We start from the raw sequence: 20,806 nt of genomic DNA, 5'->3' as shown, positions 1-20,806 counted from the left end.
CAAACAAGATGAGGCGTAAAATCAATTTGCTCCTGTTGTTGTTCAGTCTGGTTGGGGGGGCCGTCGGTTTTGTCGTCGGCGAAATCCTGCTGAATCGCCTTCCCGGCGATTTGCCCGGCATGGTGATCATCGGTTTGTATTTCGGGATTCTGGCTCTGTGCATCGGCGTATTCTGTCTGGTGGCTGAAATGACCAAGCCGCGGCTGAACGGGTCTTCCTGGCGCCAACGATACGTAGGCGCTTCTTGGAAGCTAGTTGTTCCGGCAACCCTGGTAATGGTGTTCGTCGTAGGCCTGGCGCTTGAATTCGTTTATGAATTGAATCTCGGCGGGCTGAAGCAGGTCAAGAATATCGTGTTTGTTATCGACGACTCCGGAAGCATGGAGGCCAGCGATCCGGACAATAGCCGTTACGGAGCAACCAAAATGCTGATTAACAAGATGGATCAGGATAAAGAGGCGGCCATCATCGTGTTTGACGATAGGGTCCAGTTGATTCAACCCTTTGTGAGACTGAAGGATCAAGGGGTAAAGGAAGAGGTGTTCTCCAGACTGGACGACCTTGAGCCGATGCAGGGGGGAACGAACATTGATCTGGCTCTGACTGAAGCGATGGACCAGATTAAATCGCGAAACTCCTCTAGCCGGGGAACACTGGTAATTTTGCTGTCGGACGGTTATAGCGAAGTGGATACGGCGAATGCGCTCAGCGAGTACAAAAAAGACGGGATCGCCATCAATGCGATAGGTCTCGGATTGGATAATGCGGAAGGCTCCGCTCTGCTTAAAGAAATTGCCGCTCAGACGGGCGGACAATATCAGGATGTGGCCGAAGCGGATCAGCTGACTTTTGCCTTCCAGAAAATATACGACAACATAGGGGAGCGTACCCTTGTAACGAAGCGGACGGGTCCGACGGAAGATAGCGGCATTTACATGGCGCTGCGAATCCTATCGATCCTTCTGATCGGCGCGGTGATCGGATTAGGGCTCGGCATTATGTTTGATAACCGGTATCTGGCCAAGAGCTTCAGCATCGGCGGCGCGGTGGGAGGAATCCTGGCGGGGCTGCTTCTGGAATTCGGATTGTCCGGAGAAGAGTTTATTGATGTAATCGTCCGCCTGTTGGCCTGCTTGCTGCTGGCGGGGGTTATTGCCCTGTTTACGCTGGTGGTGCCTGTAAAAGAGAACCAAGGCAGAATATCCGGGCGCCGTCGGAACGGGCATAGCTCCCCGGCCAGCAACGGCATCGGGGAACGGCCGCGGGACGGAGTCAACCGGGGATTCTAGAGCAAGGGAGGTTGAAGAGAACATGCGGGTTATCGATGCGGCACCGTCAACTCCGTTAATTCGGGAAATGAACTACAGTCTGGATGAAGACTGGATATGCCTGCGATGGCGTTGGCCGGAGGGAGTCCAGGCGGTGTATATTCACAAATGCCCCGCAGACGGTTCCTTGGATACATTGCCGGCGGAAACGGACTTGAAGCTCTACACGCGGGAGGAATACAAGGCGAACGGCGGCTATCGCGAGCGTCTGGACGGAATTGGACGCGTATTATATACGGTATACGGATGCCTGACGGCAGACGACGAATTGCAGCTGATCCATCAGCAGGACGGGCAGAACCGGTTGGTGATGAATGCCGGCCGAGCACGGATTTATTACTCTGTTACGCAGAAGAACAGCCTGTTCCGCAAATATAAAAGCATTCAAATTCAAGTGATGACGGAGACGGCGCTCGGCAAGGATGTTCTCTGTTACGTCAAGAAACAGGGTGGGTATCCGGCAGGCAAGGAGGATGGGACCGTCTATCATTTTCTGCAGGACTTTGCTCCGGGGAGAAACGTTCTGCCTGTCATCGAGGTGGGCAAAGGCGATTACGTCCGGCTGTTCTTTACGGATGGGCGCAAATACGGACAATTGTATGAGCTCATCGCGGAGTAATCGCAGAGCCTGAAGGAGGAATGAACCATGGGCATTTTCGAGATGTTCAAGAAGAAACCACAGGCCGCGCCGCGGCCGTTATTCTACGATATTGTCTGTCCTTACTGCTTCAGTAAGTTTTCGCCGGAGGAAGTAGTGTTCCGGGCGGCACATCACCGGGAGGACGACGAGGACTACGCCCTGGGCGAGGACGAAGCGTTGAACAAGTACCGGGAGCGCTTTGGCCTGGACACGGTCTATGATATGGAGGCGATTATCGCTCCTCATCAGGTTCCGGAGGAACACCGGATTTATTCGGATCACGTGCTGATCGGGCTAAATGACCGCTACGGGATCATCACGCGCCGGAGGTTATGTCCGCACTGCCATAACGAGCTTCCGGTTACCGCCGGCAAAGTGCCGAGCAACATCATCTCCATCATCGGAGCTTCGCAGGTCGGGAAGTCGGTGTATATGACTTCTCTGATTCATACGCTTCAGAATACGACGGCGGATCACTTCGATGCGGCCTGTATGCCGCTGAATGCGGAGATCAGCCGGAAGTTCCGTAGTATGTACGAGGAGCCGTTGTTCGAACGCGGAGATCTGCTCGCTTCGACTCAGAAAGAGAAGATGCAGGAGCCGTTTATTTTTCAGTTTGTGTTTAAGGATGACCGGAAGCCGCCATTGACGCTGGTCTTCTTTGATGTGGCGGGCGAGGGAATGGTGGATCAGGATTATCTGGGATTGCAGGGCCAGCACATCAAGAATTCCTCCGGCATTCTATTTATGGTCGATCCGCTGCAAATCCGCTCGATTCGCGAGAAGATTCGCATCAATATCGGCGGGGAGCCGGGCGAATGGGTCTCCCAGTACGATGAACCGCGGGACGTGGTGCTGACGATGTTCGGGGATTTCATCGCCTATGAGGAAAAGGGGAAAACCGATATTCCAACGGCCGTCGTCCTGACCAAGAGCGATATGCTTCGCGCATTGAGCGATGGGGATGGGGAATACATCAAATCGAACAGTAACGTATTCAACAATGTCGTTCACCGTAAAAGCTTTAATGTCGCCGAATTTGAAAATATCGACGGAGAGATCCGGCGCTTTATCGAGAAAGTCGACCGTCCGTTTAAAGGCACGATGGATGTGTACTTTACTAATACGGCGTATTTCGCGGTTTCCGCGCTCGGGAGCAATCCGGTGGATCAGAAGCTGCAAGGCGTAGTCAGCCCGATCCGGGTGGATGAGCCGTTTATCTGGCTGCTGTACCAGTTGAATTACATCGAGGGGAGAGAATCGCATTGAAGTCCATCTCTCCAGGAAGCATCCAGCAGCAAATGTACACCCGGGAGCGGCGGGGCATATTTCGCTCCGCCGAAGGCTTCGATACGGTAGCCAAGTCTCCCGGTCTTGAAGCAGCCTTCATCAAGAAGGTCCTTCATCCGTTCTGCTTGTACGATGCGCCTGCCGAACTTACTGCCCGCAGCGAAAAGGACGGAGCCTTGTATCCCGAGTCCGTCCATTTGTTTCATGCCGAAGGCGGCGAAACCGTGCTTGGGCGCAGCATTTACCAGCCGGTGGATTTCACCGGCTTGCGGAGCGCTTTTTTTACGCATAACTATGTCATCCCCGGAGAACGCTCCGAGGAGATTGTAACGAATTATAAGTCCTTGATCGAAGCCGCCTTTGAAGGCAGGTATGATGTGGAGCGCGGGCTCGAACTGCCTGAATTGCCGCAAATTCCGCACTTGGAAGGGAGCATGGCTGCTGCGGGACTAGCGGGACAAGCTTCCGCGAAGGAACGTTTGGCCCGGCTCGGTCTGGATGAACTCCTTTTCAAACAATTGTTGTTCGCCGTAATGACCGCTTCGGGCCAGGGCAGAAAGAAAGTATATATCTCGTTGAACGTCCCTATTGAGGACATTTCCAAAGAGGCGCTCTCTTTGCTGGACATTTTGTATTCCTGCCTTCCTTTTGAGTTCCGCAGACGTCTGGGCTTTCTTACTTATGCTAAGGAACCGACCAACAAGAAGTATATTCATCTTCAGTTTGTGGAAAAAGGGAGTCTGCGCCCTCATGATCGCAACATCGAGAAAGACTTTGTGTTTGATTTGGCTGCCGAACGGACCGGACAAATGGATCTGGATTGGTCGCGTCAGCCGTACCTCGATCTTGCCTGGAATAGCTTGGAGCACAGGGACCGGCTGGAGGATTTCTTTGTTTTTGCCGATGAAATGCTGGAAGGAATGGGCAGCGAGCGCAAGTCGGCCCTGTCCAGCTATCATGAACTGGCCGTATTCTATCAGGTGAAATCCGGCGATGATGCGATGTACGAAGATCATAAGCTTGCGGTTCTGCGGGGATTGCTGGACTATTTGCAGCCGGCCGGATCCCTGGAAACTAGGATGGAGCTGAACGATCTATTCCTGTCCCGCTTCGATCTTGAGTTTGACCGGGTCAGCCAGGGACAAATCCCCGACCTTGCTGTGGCGGAATGCTTCCGCGACTACTTCAGCATTCAAGGAGCCGGGCAGGAGGATAAGATCATCGCTTATTACGTCCGGGCTTTGAAAAATGCTCTGCTGCAGGAACGGCGGGATGCGGCCGATGCATTCTATGCGCTGATAGAAGGGCACCCTGGTCTGGATGCCGCTTTCTTTACGAGTATATTGGCTAACGATGGGCTCTCCAGAGCTTTATTTGAGCCTTATATTCAAGATAAATTCAATAAATCGGGAGATATCAAGGGAATTTTGAACTTGATCTACTCCTGGGGGGCTAAACACCCGCGGGTGCTTTACAACCCTTCGTTTCAGGAGGCTGCGCGCAACCGGTTGTTGGATATATTGCGCAGCAATTCGCAGCTGCTTCGTGCCGTGAATCTGATTTTGCTGGAAACCGGCAAATGGTCTGAGGGTCATTCTCCGGCGGATAGCGCATTACAGGATTCGGGTATGGTAGAGACCTTATCCAGGGCAGCTAGCCGGACGTTGCTAAGCGAATTGGATTTGGACAGGCTTACCAAAGAGCAGCTGCTAAGTGCCGAGTTCTTGAGCCGGATCGACGGCAAGGCCTGGGTGCGGGATCAGAAGGATACTCGTTTAAGCGGTAATGCAGCTATGCTGTACGCTCTCCACCGGATGTTTACTGAGGACAAACCGGACGTTGAGGTATTTGACGGATTAGGCTTGATGGAAGTGGACCGCGTTCAACAGATTGTTCGCAGATGGCTTCAGGGCGAGATCAGGCCTTCTGAATTCCATAGACTTGCCTTAGCCTTCTATCGGGAGTCGGAGTCGGGCTTTGTGGAGTATGTCGCGCTGTTTGACTATTTACGCAGAAATGCCGATAACAAGGAAATGATTTATGAGTTTATGCTGTGGTCTCAAGCGCACCCGCATTTTTCGCGTCCCCGGGGCTTGGTTCCTGCCTATGGCTCAGCGATTTTGGCCTACTTCAAAAGACATGATAAGTCCGCCTTCAAGAGCCGCGATTATCGACGGAACTATTTTTCGAAGGCAGGAAAGGCGCTGGGGTCTGTATTCGACAAGGCTAAGCTGGAGTTGTCATCTCCGCTGAGCCGGTTATTGGTTAAGAATCGGAAGGCCGTCGTTGCCGCATCGGCAGTGCTCTGCCTGTTGGTGATCGTTATCGTCGGAGGATTGTGGGTATTGAAAGAGACCGGCGTGATCGGGAAGGATGATAATCCCCCTGCAACGACCGACGGAGCGGGTGATCCGGTGGATCCGGTTTCGGAACCTATAGTATTTGCCGAGCCATTGAAAACCAAGGATGACGGCAAGGCAGAAACGCGCCTGATTTTCCCTTTCGATGATTTGGCCGAGTGCAAAGTATTTGATCCAAGCGCACTGTCCATTCAGGTAACGGGCCAAGAGCCGCAGGAGCTGTCCATGCTGAAATTCACCTCCGAGTGTTCTGCCGGCGTTCCCGATAACGGGAACTCGGAGGCAAACGATGACGGAGATGCAGTCGACCCATCCCAGAATGGTAATGGAAGCAAGGGAGAGGTCGAAGGAAATGAGGCGGCAGGTAAGAAAACGGATCCTGCGACCGGCGAGGTAGCGGACCCGGTAACCGGGAAATCGGAATCTGGTGATACAGGGACCAAGGATTCAACGGACACTTCAGAAACTGACGGCACAGAAACTTCAGGTGCTGGAGCTCCTGGTACTGGAGATTCAAGTGCAGGTACAGCAACTTCAGGTACAGAAACAGGAGCTCCAGATGCAGGCACAAATACAGGAACTACCGGGACGGATCCCGCTTCCGAACCGGAAATAAAAACACCGGAACAGTATCCCGGCCGGGTTACCGTCATCGTGGAGCAATCCATTCCTGACGGAAGTGTGATTACCGTGAAGGAGATCGACTATAAAGTTATGGAATTTACTAAGCAGGAGTCTGAGGATCAAACCGATGTCGGTTCCCAGAAACAGACGGAGCCTGGAAAATGAAGACGGCTTAGTCTCACGTTTCACTCTATGGCTTAAAGTAATAGCTGCTCACAATCCTAATGGACGTGAGAGACGTTAAACCTTCCCAAAACGGGAGTTTACTATTTTAAAGGACACTAGAGCCCTTAATCGAGCCGGATTTCGAAGAAAATGGACTTTTCGGGCGAATAAGGGCTCTTGTGACCATTAGAATGTTTAGGACGCAAAAACCAGCTAGTTAAGGTCTCCTATGTCCGTAAGAAATTTCCGCGTATCACATTACTCCTCCTCCCACCAGCCACATTGCTCTTCTACTACGCACGCCTTCTCACTCTAACGAACCGCAGTGTTCTTATTAGCAAGGAAAATGGCTCATTACCAAATTTAACGAACTCCAGCGGCGCTATTGAGCAAATTGAGGCATGAAAAGTGTCCCTTTGTTTGGAATAAGGGTTCTGAAGTTCCTTAGAATCACAGTCGGCTGTATTTTGGTCAAATAAATAGGGTTTATTGGTTTCGTTGTACGCGTAAGTCAGACAAGCCGCAGGCAGATGGCGGGTGTGAGGCCCGGTGGGCATTGCCAGGCTTTTTTTTATTATGGGGTACTTTCCAAGACTGATTTGGCCTTGTGGTTCACTACCAGAAACAATGGATATGTAGAACATAAAGCCATTTACTCGCTTTTAGCTTAACGGTTGTTAAATAAGAGGAGACCTGTGGATGGAGGAATCTTAATGAATATATTTACAATTGGACATTCCGATCATTCACAAGAGGACTTTATCGCAATGTTAGGCGTTGCCAATATAGAGTTTGTCGCCGATGTTCGTGCCTTCCCCGCTAGCAGGAAGCATCCCCAATTTAAGAAAGAAGAAATGATAAAATGGCTGTCCGGAGGAAATATCGGGTACCAGCACTTTCCGCAGCTTGGCGGGAGGCGGGGGGAATCGTCCCTGGTGGGAACAAGTTTGAATGAGGGATGGAATAATCCATCTTTTCATAATTATGCGGACTATACGTTGAGCGAGGAATTCTCTGCAGGCATTGAGGAACTAGTGAATAAAGCAGCTTCCATGAATCTCGCTTATATGTGTTCAGAAAGGCATCCGGCGCGTTGCCACCGCCTGCTAATCAGCAACTGTCTTACGGTAAATGGGTGGGATGTATACCACATTATAGACAATTCCCGAGGTGAATCTGAGCTCGTCAAACACCAGCTTGGAAAATGGGGAGCCATGCCGATCATTGAGGAAGATGGAGCTATTGTTTATCCGAAAATGGGATGAGATGAGCGAACGCCTTCATTGACAGAACCTGCGGTCAGTGATATCTTCAAACAGGTATTGATCCGCATCGGGCGCAGACCTGGATATATTCATATCTTGTCGTAATTTAACCGATACACTGATTAAGAGCTCTTCACACGAAGGGTTTTTTCCATTTTAGAGAAAAGAATGTGATGATCTTGAAGCAGCTTCGCTTGCGTTTTCAACAGAAGGGCTTTCTGGACAAATATTTTACCGGGGAGTCGATGGATTACCGGCAAATTATAGCTTTATTTCTTCCGATTCTGATCGACCAGGCGTTCATCGTCGGATTGAATCTGGTGAATACCGCCATGATCAGTTCGTCCGGGGTGGCGGCTGTGAGTGCGGTAAATATGGTCGATTCGCTGAATATTTTCCTCATCAATGTGTTTGTAGCCGTGGCTACCGGGGGGACGGTGGTCGTTGCGCAGTATAAAGGCAGCGGCAATGACCTGATGGTGTCCCGGGCTTCAGCGAGTACGGTTAGTTCAGTGTCCATGCTGGCCCTGGGGATCGGGCTCCTGATTATGGGCTTTCATAACCCGGTGCTCAATGTCCTGTTCGGATCAGCCTCGGCGGACGTACTGGATAGCGCCCGGATTTATCTCATCGGGAGCAGCATCTCCTATGTAGGTATCGCGGTGGTTCAGGCGGTCTGCGGGGCGCTCCGCGGAGTCGGCAAGACTCGTGCGTCGCTAGCCCTGTCCCTGATCATGAATCTTCTGTACGTATTGCTGAACGTGGTCTTTATTAACGTCCTCGATATGGGTGTACTTGGGATGACGCTCGCGGTAAATATCGCCCGCTATGCGGGGGCCGCTTGCGCGCTGTATTACTTGTTTAAACTGGATGGTACGCTGCATTTGCGAATCCGCGATCTTTTTCATATTCCGTTATCGATGCTTAAAAAAATCATGTTCATCGGCGTTCCGTTCGCGGCCGAACAGATGTTTTTCAATGGGGGCAAGCTGTTGACCCAGGTGTTTATCGTCAGCCTGGGCACTTACGCCATCGCGACCAACGCGATCAGCGGCTCGCTGGCCATGGTGTTTCAAATTCCCGCCAGTGCATTGTCCTTGACCATCGTCACCGTAGTGGGCCAGTGCATCGGGCGGGGGAATATTGAGGATGCCCGGAAATTTATCAAATCTTTTCTCTGGCTAGGTTCTGCTTCTCTCGCGTTAATCGGACTGATTCTGATGCCGTTATTCCGGCCGTTGGTGGGCATTTTCGATCCGCCGCCTGAAATCGTCGATGATATCTTCCTGGTGCTGCTGGTTAATACCATTGCCCAGGTGCCGCTTTGGGCTATCAGCTTTATATTGCCGTCCGCCCTCCGGGCTGCAGGAGATTCCAAGTTTACCTCGATTACCTCGATGATGACGATGTGGCTGTTCCGGGTCATTCTCGGATACATTCTCGGCATTGTGCTGGGCTTCGGAATTCTCGGTGTCTGGCTGGCGATGAACTGCGAGTGGGGTGTGCGCGGAGCACTCTTCCTGTGGCGTTTCCGCGGCAAGAAGTGGTATGCGCATAAGCTGATTTAACGTTAATGACGGTAAAACAATAGCGTTATAAACGAAGTAGGGGCGATCTGACGATCGCCCTTTTTTGCGTTTCAGGCAAACGGATGGATTGTTTGTATCCTTATGGAATGAAAGGAAATTTTTATGGAATGATGTAGTGTTTTATTGTATCCTAGCGTATGAGGCACTGGCATCCTAGATTTTGGAAATCGGGTGAGTTCATTGTTGATGTGCAAATGGTGCATGAATTATTTACGAAAGAGGTGTTGAAGTGAAAAGGTTGTGGTTGGTTTTAATTGGAGTCATGTTAGCGTTGACGGGGTGTTTCGGAAATGCCGGAACCGATTTGAACTCCGTTGCGGAGGTGGCTCTGACAGAGAACAACGAAAGCGATAAACTTGAGGCCGTAGATACGGCTACCGGAGAATTGAGCGTGCTCGACGTCAAGAAGAAGTACGGATCGGATACCGATCAGGCTATGATGCCGATGTACAATGTGGCGAAGGACGAAAGGTTTACGTTCCAATTCAAAAGCAGGTTCGATGACCTGATGGCCTCGGAAGTAGTTACCGTACATACGGACATTAAGGCACTACCCAAAAGCCAAGTGCTAACCTCCACCTTCTTTAAGAACATGACCCAAACCGATACAGTGGAGATCAGTCCGCTGGGCAGCGTGCTGGATTCGTCCGATACGCTCGACGGTTTTGGAGGCTGGGGAAATGCCCCGATTTACTACATACGAATCAACTACGATCTGGACGCTCCGGAGCCTTCCAAGCTGGAGAAGCCGATCATCATTCCTTTCACGATCAAATCCGAAATTCCAGTGCCGACATTAAGATACGAAATCAATGAAAAGGGAGAATTCAAGCTGCTTTGGAACCCTGTCGAGGGGGCCGAATCTTACCGGATTTATCGCGATTCCAAGTTCGGCGACCTGCTGGCGATTGAGAATTTGCCGGTATCCGGGCCGGAAGAGGCGTATGCCGGAGGAATTCCGAGCCTTCTGGAAGAGGTAAAGGCAACAGAGTTCTTTTATGACTCGAGCGAGGATCGCACCGATCCGGATTACATTTCCTTTCAAAATGCGGGGGTATACGGCGAGTACTACGTCACCGCGATTCGCGGCGGCAAAGAGTCGAACTTCAGTAACGTAGTCAGCACGTATCCTTTGTCTTCCCGGATTCCGGCGGATTGGGAGGGGAACATCACCTACGAAGCTTATAGCGATATTTCACAATTGCCGACAACGACCGAGGTTACTTTCATTGACGGTTCCGTGAAAAGCCGAAACCTGATTTACGATACCTCCCGCACCAACCTGGAGGATTACCGGCCCACCATTTATGTGGGAGTGGAAGGAACAGCGTTAAAAGGGTATGTCTACGTACAGAACGTCACCGCCGCCGATCTTGATCAATTAAATGAGCAGCAGCGTCGGGCTAAGCCGAGTACAGGGTATGTAGAACCCAAGAATGACACCGAATATATTCCCGATCCGAATGTTCCTACGGTCATAGAAGAAGGAGATTCGGATGCGCAGCAAGGCGGGGAACCGGAGAACATTACGGAGTCGCAAAAGGAAAATACGAAGAAAAGAGTGGAGGATGGCGACAAGGGGAAAGTTCAAGTGCCGGAGATCGTCAAAGAGGTTCCGGTGAACGCCGACTCCGCTGTGGAGGAAATCGTCGCTCTAAGTATGATAGACACTGTGCAAGAGGTGTCGTTAGAGGCCTTCCCGGAGGCGCAGAACTTCGAGACTTTATCCGACATGGTTTTAAAGGTGATGTACCAAAATCCTCTTGTGCTTGGCGTAGAAGGTTTCCAATACGATTACAAAACGCTGACCCTCCATATCAAATATAATGACTCGGCAGCTTCGATTAAGAAAAAGCAGAAGGAAATCATCGACGAGGCGAAGAAGGTCGTAGCTTCCGTCATTACTGCGGAGATGTCGGCGGAGGATAAGAGCAAAGCCATCTACGAATATCTGAACGAAAACACCAAATATGACGACGCGGCATTGGAGGATGCGAAGGCAAACGGCTACCGTACCGTTGACTCGAAATTCGATGATTCTTTTACAACCTACGGTATTCTGGTTAAAAAGGTCGGAGTCTGTGCCTCCTATGCTTCTGTTTACAAGCTGCTGGGAGATCTGGCCGGTCTGGAAAGCGTCGTGGTGACCGGAGACATGGGAGGCGTGCCGCATGCCTGGAACAAAGTGAAGCTGAATAACGGGTGGGTACATGTGGATTCCACCAATAATGAGACCAATAGCGGGGTGCCTTACTTGTTGTTCAATTCTAGTGATGATACGGCTCAAACGCTTAATTATTCGCTCAACAACGAGTTTTGGGTAGATGCCGAAATACCTGAATTCGCGGCGGTAGACGATTCCATGGAATATTACAAGGCGAATGGATTGGAAGTAAAAAGTGTACAGGAGTTCGGATCCAAGCTGGAAGAGAAAGTTAAAGCAGGGGAAACTTATATTGTGCTTCGCCTGGCGGGCAAGGTAGATGAGGAAGCTTTGGCCACCGAAACGGGGAAGGCTTTGAGCAGTTTGTCTGATGAGCAATACGAGAATGCCCAATTGGCTAGCCTTAGCAATTATATTTTGGTCTATTATTGAATTAAAAAGACAGAAGCGACCTTCCGGGGTCGCTTTTGTCTTTTATGAACAGCTCCGCCTCAAGCGCGCTTCATTCCCTCCGCCAATTCAACGAGCTTGTTCATAGTCTTCCAATTCCGGACTGTTGCCTCTACCCCCAGCTTATGCAGGTTAGCGGCCAGCTTCGAGTCCCGGATACTGTCCCGGAACAATAAATATACGTCGCGGCCTGCGATGCTGTACAGATCGGTGCCGCGTTCAACCGCCTCCAGCTTGTCCACTCCCGCCGGGGCCGGCGGTTCCGTAAGCATGGCGACATGCAGGCTTTCGCCGACACGCGTGGCCGCTGCCTCGGCAACAAGCTCCTCCGGGAACGGGCATTGTTCCACAATCCCCTTCACTTCCTCCGCCGTTCGAAGCATCACGGTCAGCTTGATCCCGAATACCGCCTCGATCATCCGCTCGAGGTCTTGACGAAGGGAGGGCTCGTCCTTTTCCGATTCAAACAGTACGTTTCCGCTTTGAATATAGGTTTGTACCCGGGTCAGCCCGATCTTTTCCAGCTCCGCTCGTAAATCGGCCATTTTGATCTTGTTCTTGCCGCCGACGTTAATGCCCCGCAGCAGAGCGACATAAATTCTCATTTTCGTTCTCCCTTCATATTGGAACCTCTCATTCTAAAAATTACCATAACACTATCATTGTTAAAAAGCGATAATTAGGGTACCAGCCGGAGACGGCTTAATTCAGGAGCAGCCCAGCTCAAAAAAAGGGGAATCCGCAGCCAGCCTAGAATTAGATAAACTCGAATGCAATATGCAGCAGGACGGAACCGAAGGAAGGCGGATAAGGACATGAAAGCTCGTATTAGCCGATGGAATACCCTGCGAAACCAGATGCTGGTAGGGTTCCTGTTTGTGATGATGATTATTTTGTTCGTAGTGGGTGTCGTCACTTTCGACTCGGTTTCCCGGCTATTGAAAAATAATGCGGAAAAGCATATTCAGCAGACGGCGATTCAGGCAAACGGCCGGCTGGAGGCGGTGCTCAATCAGATTGATTCGCTGACGACCCAGGTAGCTACAAACGCTTATGTACAACAACTTCTGCTCAACGAAAAGAACGGGAAGCAAGCGACCTTTTCCGAGCGGCAGGGACTGCTTGCCAGTATAAGAATCGTTCAGACCTATGCGGATGGTATTACCTCGGTTGAGTTGTACAGCAGCGAGTATCGCCGACTGTTTCCTTTGGATGGCAGCAATTTGGAGAAAAAAATAAGTCTTAACTGGATTACGAAGGCAAGAGAAGGCAAGGGGCGGATGATCTGGGCCGGCATCGACCCCAAGGATCCGAATTCCTTGCTGGCCATTCGCAGCGTCAGTCTGATGGATCAATGGTTTACATCAGGCGGGTATCTGCTTGTCCGGATGGACCGGGCCGCGCTAAAAATCGGCGAATCGCTGGCCGGGGAAGCCGGGGGCGAGACGATGCTGGTCGTCGGCCACAATTACAGCCTGATCGCGACGAATGACGACCGTTTTCCGGTCGATTCGATCCAAATGCTGATGGAAGCCCGCGAACCGATCGTGGCGCTCGGCAAGAAGAAATACATGCTGGTCAAGCAGCAGTCCGAGGTTACAGGATGGAGTTTCTTGATCCTGACGCCGGTCAGCGCCATTACGGACGGTATTTCCGTACTCCGCACGGCAATTCTCGTTTCAGCGGGGATCGGTACGCTCCTGTTTATCGTATTGTCCTTTTTAATGTCAACGATCATTACGCGCCCGATTTTTAAATTGATCAAGACGATGCGCAGTGCGCGGCTCGGAGGTCTGAAGCCGACTACGCAAATTTCATCCACCATTGAGATCAACGAACTGAATCATACCTACAATCAGATGGTTGAGCACATGAACGAACTGATCAAACTGGTCTATGAAAAAGAGATCATACAGAGCCGAACGGAGCTTAAAGCGCTCCAGGCCCAGATCCATCCGCATTTCCTGTTCAATACTTTGGAGGCGCTTTACTGGTCGTTACAGGAGAAGCAGGAGGAAGAGCTCGCAGAGTTTGTGGTGGCGATGTCCGACTTGTTCCGGTATACGATTACCGGTCCGAACAAGGAAGAATGGGTCACGCTGGGGGATGAACTGGAGCATATTGAACGCTACCTCCTGATTATGAAAATGCGGCTGGGCGAGCGGTTGACCTGGTCGATCTCGTCATCGCCTGCTTATGCCTCTATAAATATGCCCAAGCTGCTGATCCAGCCGCTGGTCGAGAATGCGATTCTCCATGGCGTCGAGGGCAAAATCGGGCCCGGTACGGTATCCGTGCATGTCACCCTTTCCGAAGATGCCGCGCACCTGGTTGTCACCGTAAAGGATGACGGCAAGGGGATGAACGGTGAAACGCTCCGTACTATAGTTACCGCGCTTAATACTGGCAAGACCCCTTCCGCCAAAGGGTCCGGTATCGGGATTTTCAATGTACAGCAGCGGTTGAAACTTTACTACGGGGACTCGGGGGGAGAAACACCCGGACTCTCGATCAAAAGCAGCGAGAACGAGGGGACTGCAGTCAGCCTGGTAATTCCAATCCAGACGGGAGGGATGGACTATGTTTAAACCGAAAACGATTTTGATCGTCGATGACGAACCGAGAACCAGACAGGGACTGAAAAATATGCTGGAGGCCTGGGGCGGCGGACGCTTTGAGGTAAAGACGGCGGATAATGGCCGGGATGCCATTACGATACTGGAGAACGAGCCGGTACATCTGTTGATTACCGACATCCGCATGCCGGAAATCACGGGATTGAATCTGGTTAAGCAACTGGAGTCGGCTTCTCTGACTTATAAACCTGCGGTAATTCTCATTTCGGGATATGCCGAATTCGATTACGCTCACCAGGGCATTCAGCTGGGCGTGGTCGAATATTTACTGAAGCCGATCCGCAAGGACAAGCTGATCGAAGCCGTGGAGCAGGCTTTGGAGGCTGGAGAGCACCGTAACCGGATCAGCAGAATCCAGCGGATCGTCGATAGCAAGCTGATCCAGGCGACCGACGACATGGAGCCGGTCAGCGAACCGGTCAGGGAGGCGCTTCAGTACGTGGAGGCTCATTTAAATGAGGGATTCGGTCTGCGCGAAGTGGCCGATCACGTCCATTTGAATCCAAGCTACTTCAGCGTTCTGTTCAAGGAGCAGATGCAGATGACATTCATTGAATACCTGACCCGTGTGCGGATTCAAAAGGCCAAGGAACTGCTGCTGCAGACCAGGCTGTCGGTAGCGGAAATCGCAGAACACGTGGGGTATCAGACGACCAAGTACTTCAACAAAGTGTTCAAGGAGTACGAAGGGCACAGTCCCGGATTGTACCGGAGCGAGGTCAGGAACCAGAATCCCGAAGTCTGAGGCCTGGCGCCGATTCCAAATAAAATGGAACAATATCCATAAGCTGTACCCTTATGTCCTTATAAGGCAGGGTGTTACACTGGGTTCGGAGGGAAAACGCATACATTTTAGTCGCAACGATAAGGGGGACAGGCTTGCATGAAAGAAAAGGCGTTTTCGGCATCCATGTTATTGCTGGTGTTGGCCTTGATTCTGGCTGCCTGCAGCAGCGGTACTAAGAATAGAGATTCGAACCTGAACGGTAACGGCGTATCCGCAGAGGACTCGGGCAGTAACGCCGCTTCGACCGGCGATAAAGTGACGATTAAAATGATGCATCTTTGGCCGGACAGCAGCAATTCCGCGCAAAACAAGCTGGTAAATCAAATTATCGGCGAGTACGAGCAGGCCCATCCTAACGTGAACATCGAAACCGAAGTTCTTGATAACGAGCCGTACAAGAACAAAATTAAAGTGTTGTCCGCGTCCAACAGCTTGCCCGATGTGGGATTTACCTGGGCGGCGGGATTCCTTGAGCCCTATGTGAAGGGCGAGATGTTTGCTTCACTCGATGATCTTCTGCAGGGGGAACTGAAGGATAAATTCGTGGCCGGTACGACGGAAGCCTATGCTTTTGAGGGAAAGACGTATGCACTTCCCGTGGAACTGAACATCGTTCCTGTCTACTACAACAAAGAAATATTCGCCAAATACAATCTTCAACCGCCGCAAAGCTATGAAGAATTAAAATCTATCATCAAAACGTTGAACGACAACAGGATCACTCCGATTGCCCTTGGCTCCAAGGATGCTTGGACCGGATCGTTCTGGTATATGTACCTCGCCGACAGGATTGGAGGTCCTGATGTGCAGGACCGGGCGGTTGCGAGCAGCAATTTTAGTGATCCCAGCTTGATTGCGGCTGCGAGGGAAGCCCAGGAACTGGTGAACAGCAACGCGTTCGTCAAAGGTTTTAACGGATTGTCCAACGATGAGGCCAAACTGGAATTTATGAATGAAACGGCAGCGATGTATGCGATGGGAACGTGGGAAGTTCCCAACTATACGACGAGGGCGGACATTCCGCAGGAGTTCAAGGACAAGATCGGATTCTTTAAATTCCCGACGATCGAAGGCGGGAAAGGTAACATCGACGATTGGGTCGGAGGCGTTGGCGTCGGCTTGTTCGTAGCCGAAAATTCCAAGGTGAAAGAGGACGCCAAGAAGTTCGTCAGCTTCTTCGTGCAACGGTGGGGAGAGCTTTCGGTAACCGAAGCGGGAATCATCCCCGGTACGAAGGTCGATACGACCAGCGTGAATTTGCCGCTAATGTTCACCGATGTGCTGAACGAGTTGAACAATGCAAGCAAGGTTATTCTGTATCTGGACGTGCAAATGAAACCGGTCGCCGCGGAAGAGCATTACAACCTGATCCAAGCGCTTTTAGGCAACGCGATTACCCCCGAAGAGTTTGCTGCGAAGCAGGAAGCGGCTTTGAAGAAGGGAAAATAAGAAACTCGGGATTGACGGACTTGCAGCGTAGTATTATCCTTTCCTTGTACAGCGTCCAATCTTCCTAAGGAGAGTCAGAATCATGTCCAATTTCGAGATAATCAATGAGGTTCCGATCAAAAGGAAAGCGGTTGCATTCACTTTTGACGATGGTCCCAACCCGGTCTATACGCCCCAGGTGTTGGATATATTCCGGGAGGCCGGAGCAAAGGCCACCTTTTTTATGATTGGCAGCCAGATGGAGTTGAGCCCTGAGTTGGTAAGGGAGGCTCACGAGCAGGGTCATGAGATCGGAAACCATACCTATACGCATCCGAGCCTGCCGGAGCTTCTCAAACAGGAATGCAGAGAAGAGCTGATCCAGACCGAGAAGCTGATTGAGAAGTTGACCGGAGTCGCTCCGAAAGTGTTCCGTCCGCCTTATTTTGCATATAACGAGCTGGTAGCGGAAGTTGTTGAGGAGCTTGGCTACAAGGCGATCGGGGCTCTTAACGGAGCAGCGACGGACTGGGAGATGCCGGGCGTCCGGCATATTGTTGACAAGAGCCGGGAGCAGGTGAGACCGGGCAGTATTTTGATCTTTCATGATGGATACGATGACCGGTCCCAGTCCGTGGAAGCCGTTCGAATTTTAGTATCCGAATTGACAGCCGAAGGGTATGAACTGGTGACGGTTAGCGAACTGCTTCAGAGCGTTTAATAGAGACAAGCTAAAAGTAAAGACCGGTACAGGATGAATGAATCCAATGCCGGTTTTTTCTATGATCTCTGCTTCGAAATCCATAGACGGGACTCAAATTTAAAATATTTTGGATCCTACGCAAGAAAAGCCTATGATCCTCTATTCATTTGAATTACTATCATATTATAATCACTACAGATATCCACAACAGGCATCCACAACAGGCATCCACAACAGGCATCATGAGAGGCAGGAATGAAGATAGTGTATTTAGAAGGCAGCTATAACTCCTATATCGTTGTGTTATCCATTTTTATTGCCATATTAGCTTCCTATTCGGCTCTAACCATCACAGCGAGAATTACGCGGGAGACGGGCAGGACCCGGTTTTATTGGATCATGGCCGGCTCCTTCGTAATGGGTACGGGGGTTTGGGCGACGCATTTCGTCGGCATGCTGGCATTCCACTTGAAGATGACTGTCAAATATAATATAGGCCTCACTTTGCTTTCGATGATGGTGAGCATAATATCTTCATTTATTGCGTTTTATCTGACCCTGCCTAAAAATATAGATTGGATTAAATTTGCCGTCGGCGGCTTCGCTATGGGCAGCGGGATTGTAATCATGCATTACGTGGGCATGGAAGCAATGATGATGTCTGCACATATATCGTACGATCCGTTGTATTGGACCTTGTCCGCCGGCATTGCTCTAGTTGCTTCCTATGCGGCCATGTTTCTGCTGCTGCGGTTCCGGACCCAATACGGAACAAGCTGGTTGAAGTGGCTGTCAGCCTGCCTAATGGGGCTTGCGATTTGCGGGATGCATTATACGGGAATGAAAGCCGCCAATTTCACCGAGCATGCGGGCGCGGTGTTAGAGCCGGAGCCTGTAGCCGATTATATGCTGTTGCTGGGCGTTACTATAGTTATCTTTAGTATTTTTCTGGTGTCGTGGGGCGCGTTATTCTTTGACCGGTATTTCCTGGAGAAGATGGCTTACCTGGATACGGTCACCGGACTTCCTAACCGGAATGAAATGAACCGTTTTTTTGACAGGCATACCGGTGAAGAGAGCATCGGGGTCTTGTTTATGGATCTGGACCAATTCAAAGCGGTAAATGACACGCTGGGTCACCATATTGGGGATTTTCTCATCCAGCAGGTAGGCGAACGGTTAAGTAAATTCGTGCATAGCGGGCTCGAAGTGTTTCGGATGGGCGGCGACGAGTTTTTGATTACCGTAGCGCCATGCGATCAGGAACAGGCCGAACGGTTAGCGGAACAAGTTCTAAAGAGCATTAAAAAAGTATATTCCATTCAAGGTAACGAGTTGTTCATTACGGCAAGCATCGGGATCAGCATAAGCTCTATCCACGATACGGACCGTTCCGTTTTGCTGAAATTTGCGGATACGGCGATGTATAGAGCCAAGGGAGCGGGAAAGAACCGGTATTGCGTGTACAGCGAGGAAATGGGAAAACAGGAGCTTCGTAAAATGGAGCTGGAGAAGGACCTTCACCCGGCGCTGGATAATGAGCAATTTTTTTTGGTATATCAGCCAAGATGGAATGTGAAGGAAAATTGTCTGGCCGGCTGGGAGGCCTTGATCCGTTGGAATCACCCCCGGCTCGGGATTATATCTCCGGGTGAATTTATACCTATCGCCGAGGAGACCGGCCTGATTGTACCGATGACGGACTGGACGCTGAAGAAGGCTTGTCTACAATGCCGGGAATGGCAGGCACGAGGAGTTCTGGAGCCGATTTCCGTGAATCTCTCCGTCCGTTTGTTTCAGACGGGAAGTTTGCAGAAGACGGTCCAAAGAATATTGGACGAAGCGGGCTTGGACCCGCAATGGCTGGAGCTCGAAATTACGGAATCGATGGTGCTGTATGACATCCAGGAAATTATCCGGCAAATCGAAGGCATCCGAAATATGGGGGTCAAGATTTCGATGGATGATTTCGGGACAGGCTATTCCTCCATTGGCCTGCTGGACATGATTCCTCTGGATACGCTCAAGCTGGACCGCCTGTTTACGAATAACTTGGAGAGCCCGACCAAGCGGGCCATTATTAGCGCTATCATTCTCATGGCCGAGAATCTTCATCTGGAGGTCATTGCCGAGGGAGTCGAGAACCAAGAACACGTCGATTTTTTATTGCAGCTCGGTTGCCGCAATATGCAGGGATATTTTTACGGCAGGCCGATGAGTATTGAGCAAATCGATGAGTGGATGAAGCAGAGGAGCATTATATAATGAGATCCGATACACGGGCATTGCATAGAAAAATATTAATCACTTATTGGGTTGTCCTTGGCATATCCGTAATTGCGGAAATGGTCGCCCTTTATGTGAAATTTACGACTGAACCCGATCGGGTTTCCGAATATCTGGTCCATACGATGTTCCTGCCAACCGCTATTCAACTCCTTGTGTTGGGAATCAATGAGGTCGCCTACCGGTTTCGGATCGATCAGCCCTTGCTCATTATTCTAAGCGGCACTTGTATCGCCTCCGCTTTAATGATTGCCAATAAGACAATTCATCTTCAATATATATTTCTTCTTTCATTACTGGTCTCCATGTTCTATTTCAACATTAAAAGGCTTTATTTTGCCTTTGCAGTCAATATGGCGGCTTTTGGAATGGTGTACTGGGCGTTCCCCCGGATCCGGGAGAGCATGGGAGGATATGAGATTTCGGCCTTTATTTTTGCCATGGTCGGGATGCTATACATCTTGCGGGGCATTATTCAGAGGGGCGAGGAAATACTGAACGACCTCATGCGCATGGTAAGAAGCGAACAGGAACTGGTGGTCAAGAATGCGTTGATGGACCGGATGGTAAAAATCGATGCATTGACCGACCTTTACAATCACAAGACTTTGCATGAGTACCTGGATCAGTTGATCGAGCAAAGCAATAACTGCGAAATGCCGCTTCAGCTAGCAGTCCTGGACATCGATGACTTTAAGAGCGTCAATGACACGTTCGGCCATGCGGTAGGGGACATCATCCTGGCCCGGGTAGCGAGTACGCTGAAGGAATCCTTCTCCCCGTATGAAATTATCGCAAGATACGGCGGAGAGGAATTTGTTGTGATATTTCCGGGGAAAACGCTGGAAGAGGCTTACCGGGAGACAGAAAAGGCTAGAGAGAACATCTGGCGCCTCGGGCATGAGGAAATGGACGGACGCCGGATTTCGGTCAGTATCGGACTGGCGGAATACCGGGCAGGACGGACCCGTTCGGATTTGTTTGAGCAGGCGGATTCACTGCTTTACGAAGCCAAGAAAAGCGGAAAAAACCGGACCATGCTGCAAGCCTATGAGGTCGTATCCTGACAGGCTATACATATAGGTCCGGTT

The 20,806-nt window shown here is 50.7% G+C and carries 14 protein-coding genes; 13 read left to right on the top strand and 1 reads right to left on the bottom strand.

Annotated features, from left to right (window positions below; genetic code table 11):
• Nucleotides 1–8 precede the first annotated feature (8 nt).
• The 7 genes from NYE70_RS24990 to NYE70_RS24960 all read left to right on the top strand — a co-directional run bounded on the left by NYE70_RS24990 (nt 9) and on the right by NYE70_RS24960 (nt 11,857).
• Nucleotides 9–1,289, top strand: a complete 1,281-nt coding sequence (locus NYE70_RS24990) for a vWA domain-containing protein (protein WP_341048778.1) — start codon at nt 9–11, stop codon at nt 1,287–1,289.
• A 22-nt stretch (nt 1,290–1,311) separates the two neighbouring features.
• Complete coding sequence (locus NYE70_RS24985) at nt 1,312–1,947, top strand: beta-mannanase (RefSeq protein WP_341048776.1); 636 nt, start codon at nt 1,312–1,314, stop codon at nt 1,945–1,947.
• Nucleotides 1,948–1,974: 27 nt separating this feature from the next.
• Nucleotides 1,975–3,237, top strand: coding sequence for a TRAFAC clade GTPase domain-containing protein (locus NYE70_RS24980; protein ID WP_290407239.1), 1,263 nt, complete (start codon nt 1,975–1,977; stop codon nt 3,235–3,237).
• Nucleotides 3,234–6,407, top strand: a complete 3,174-nt coding sequence (locus tag NYE70_RS24975) for a GAP1-N2 domain-containing protein (RefSeq protein ID WP_341048775.1) — start codon at nt 3,234–3,236, stop codon at nt 6,405–6,407. The genes NYE70_RS24980 and NYE70_RS24975 overlap by 4 nt, the downstream gene beginning before the upstream one ends.
• Nucleotides 6,408–7,120: 713 nt before the next feature.
• Nucleotides 7,121–7,672 (top strand): DUF488 domain-containing protein, encoded by a 552-nt coding sequence (locus NYE70_RS24970; RefSeq protein ID WP_341048774.1) that lies wholly within the window; start codon nt 7,121–7,123, stop codon nt 7,670–7,672.
• Between the two features lie 173 nt (nt 7,673–7,845).
• Complete coding sequence (locus NYE70_RS24965) at nt 7,846–9,240, top strand: MATE family efflux transporter (protein WP_211022541.1); 1,395 nt, start codon at nt 7,846–7,848, stop codon at nt 9,238–9,240.
• Nucleotides 9,241–9,523: 283 nt separating this feature from the next.
• On the top strand, nt 9,524–11,857 hold the full coding sequence (locus NYE70_RS24960) for a transglutaminase domain-containing protein (protein WP_341048772.1): 2,334 nt from the start codon (nt 9,524–9,526) through the stop codon (nt 11,855–11,857).
• Nucleotides 11,858–11,916: 59 nt separating this feature from the next.
• On the opposite strand, the gene NYE70_RS24955 is transcribed toward NYE70_RS24960, so the two are convergent.
• Entirely contained in the window at nt 11,917–12,480 is a 564-nt protein-coding gene (locus tag NYE70_RS24955) for a DUF1697 domain-containing protein (protein ID WP_290407235.1), read from the bottom strand.
• Nucleotides 12,481–12,690: 210 nt separating this feature from the next.
• On the opposite strand from NYE70_RS24955, the gene NYE70_RS24950 reads away from it, so the two are divergent.
• From NYE70_RS24950 to NYE70_RS24925, 6 genes are all read left to right on the top strand, one after another.
• Nucleotides 12,691–14,463: a sensor histidine kinase gene (locus tag NYE70_RS24950; protein WP_341048770.1), complete on the top strand. Its 1,773-nt coding sequence runs from the start codon at nt 12,691–12,693 to the stop codon at nt 14,461–14,463.
• Nucleotides 14,456–15,256 (top strand): response regulator transcription factor, encoded by an 801-nt coding sequence (locus tag NYE70_RS24945; RefSeq protein ID WP_213654400.1) that lies wholly within the window; start codon nt 14,456–14,458, stop codon nt 15,254–15,256. The genes NYE70_RS24950 and NYE70_RS24945 overlap by 8 nt, the downstream gene beginning before the upstream one ends.
• Before the next feature lie 138 nt (nt 15,257–15,394).
• Nucleotides 15,395–16,747, top strand: a complete 1,353-nt coding sequence (locus tag NYE70_RS24940) for an extracellular solute-binding protein (RefSeq protein WP_213654401.1) — start codon at nt 15,395–15,397, stop codon at nt 16,745–16,747.
• A gap of 82 nt (nt 16,748–16,829) precedes the next feature.
• Nucleotides 16,830–17,447 (top strand): polysaccharide deacetylase family protein, encoded by a 618-nt coding sequence (locus NYE70_RS24935; protein ID WP_211022378.1) that lies wholly within the window; start codon nt 16,830–16,832, stop codon nt 17,445–17,447.
• Between the two features lie 237 nt (nt 17,448–17,684).
• Nucleotides 17,685–19,694, top strand: coding sequence for a bifunctional diguanylate cyclase/phosphodiesterase (locus tag NYE70_RS24930; protein WP_211022377.1), 2,010 nt, complete (start codon nt 17,685–17,687; stop codon nt 19,692–19,694).
• Nucleotides 19,694–20,782, top strand: coding sequence for a GGDEF domain-containing protein (locus NYE70_RS24925; RefSeq protein ID WP_211022376.1), 1,089 nt, complete (start codon nt 19,694–19,696; stop codon nt 20,780–20,782). Before NYE70_RS24930 ends, NYE70_RS24925 begins: the two co-directional genes overlap by 1 nt.
• Nucleotides 20,783–20,806: the final 24 nt, after the last annotated feature.

Origin of the sequence: Paenibacillus sp. FSL R5-0407 (assembly GCF_038009185.1) — a bacterium.
Taxonomy (GTDB): Bacteria; Bacillota; Bacilli; order Paenibacillales; family Paenibacillaceae; genus Fontibacillus; species Fontibacillus vini.
This window is presented reverse-complemented; position numbering and strand designations above follow the sequence as displayed.

Coding starts and splice junctions, on each gene's coding strand:
- NYE70_RS24990 (WP_341048778.1), top strand. CDS start 9: ATGAGGCGTAAAATCAATTTGCTCCTGTTGTTGTTCAGTCTGGTTGGG.
- NYE70_RS24985 (WP_341048776.1), top strand. CDS start 1,312: ATGCGGGTTATCGATGCGGCACCGTCAACTCCGTTAATTCGGGAAATG.
- NYE70_RS24980 (WP_290407239.1), top strand. CDS start 1,975: ATGGGCATTTTCGAGATGTTCAAGAAGAAACCACAGGCCGCGCCGCGG.
- NYE70_RS24970 (WP_341048774.1), top strand. CDS start 7,121: ATGAATATATTTACAATTGGACATTCCGATCATTCACAAGAGGACTTT.
- NYE70_RS24965 (WP_211022541.1), top strand. CDS start 7,846: ATGATCTTGAAGCAGCTTCGCTTGCGTTTTCAACAGAAGGGCTTTCTG.
- NYE70_RS24960 (WP_341048772.1), top strand. CDS start 9,524: ATGTTAGCGTTGACGGGGTGTTTCGGAAATGCCGGAACCGATTTGAAC.
- NYE70_RS24955 (WP_290407235.1), bottom strand. CDS start 12,480: ATGAGAATTTATGTCGCTCTGCTGCGGGGCATTAACGTCGGCGGCAAG.
- NYE70_RS24950 (WP_341048770.1), top strand. CDS start 12,691: ATGAAAGCTCGTATTAGCCGATGGAATACCCTGCGAAACCAGATGCTG.
- NYE70_RS24945 (WP_213654400.1), top strand. CDS start 14,456: ATGTTTAAACCGAAAACGATTTTGATCGTCGATGACGAACCGAGAACC.
- NYE70_RS24940 (WP_213654401.1), top strand. CDS start 15,395: ATGAAAGAAAAGGCGTTTTCGGCATCCATGTTATTGCTGGTGTTGGCC.
- NYE70_RS24935 (WP_211022378.1), top strand. CDS start 16,830: ATGTCCAATTTCGAGATAATCAATGAGGTTCCGATCAAAAGGAAAGCG.
- NYE70_RS24930 (WP_211022377.1), top strand. CDS start 17,685: ATGAAGATAGTGTATTTAGAAGGCAGCTATAACTCCTATATCGTTGTG.
- NYE70_RS24925 (WP_211022376.1), top strand. CDS start 19,694: ATGAGATCCGATACACGGGCATTGCATAGAAAAATATTAATCACTTAT.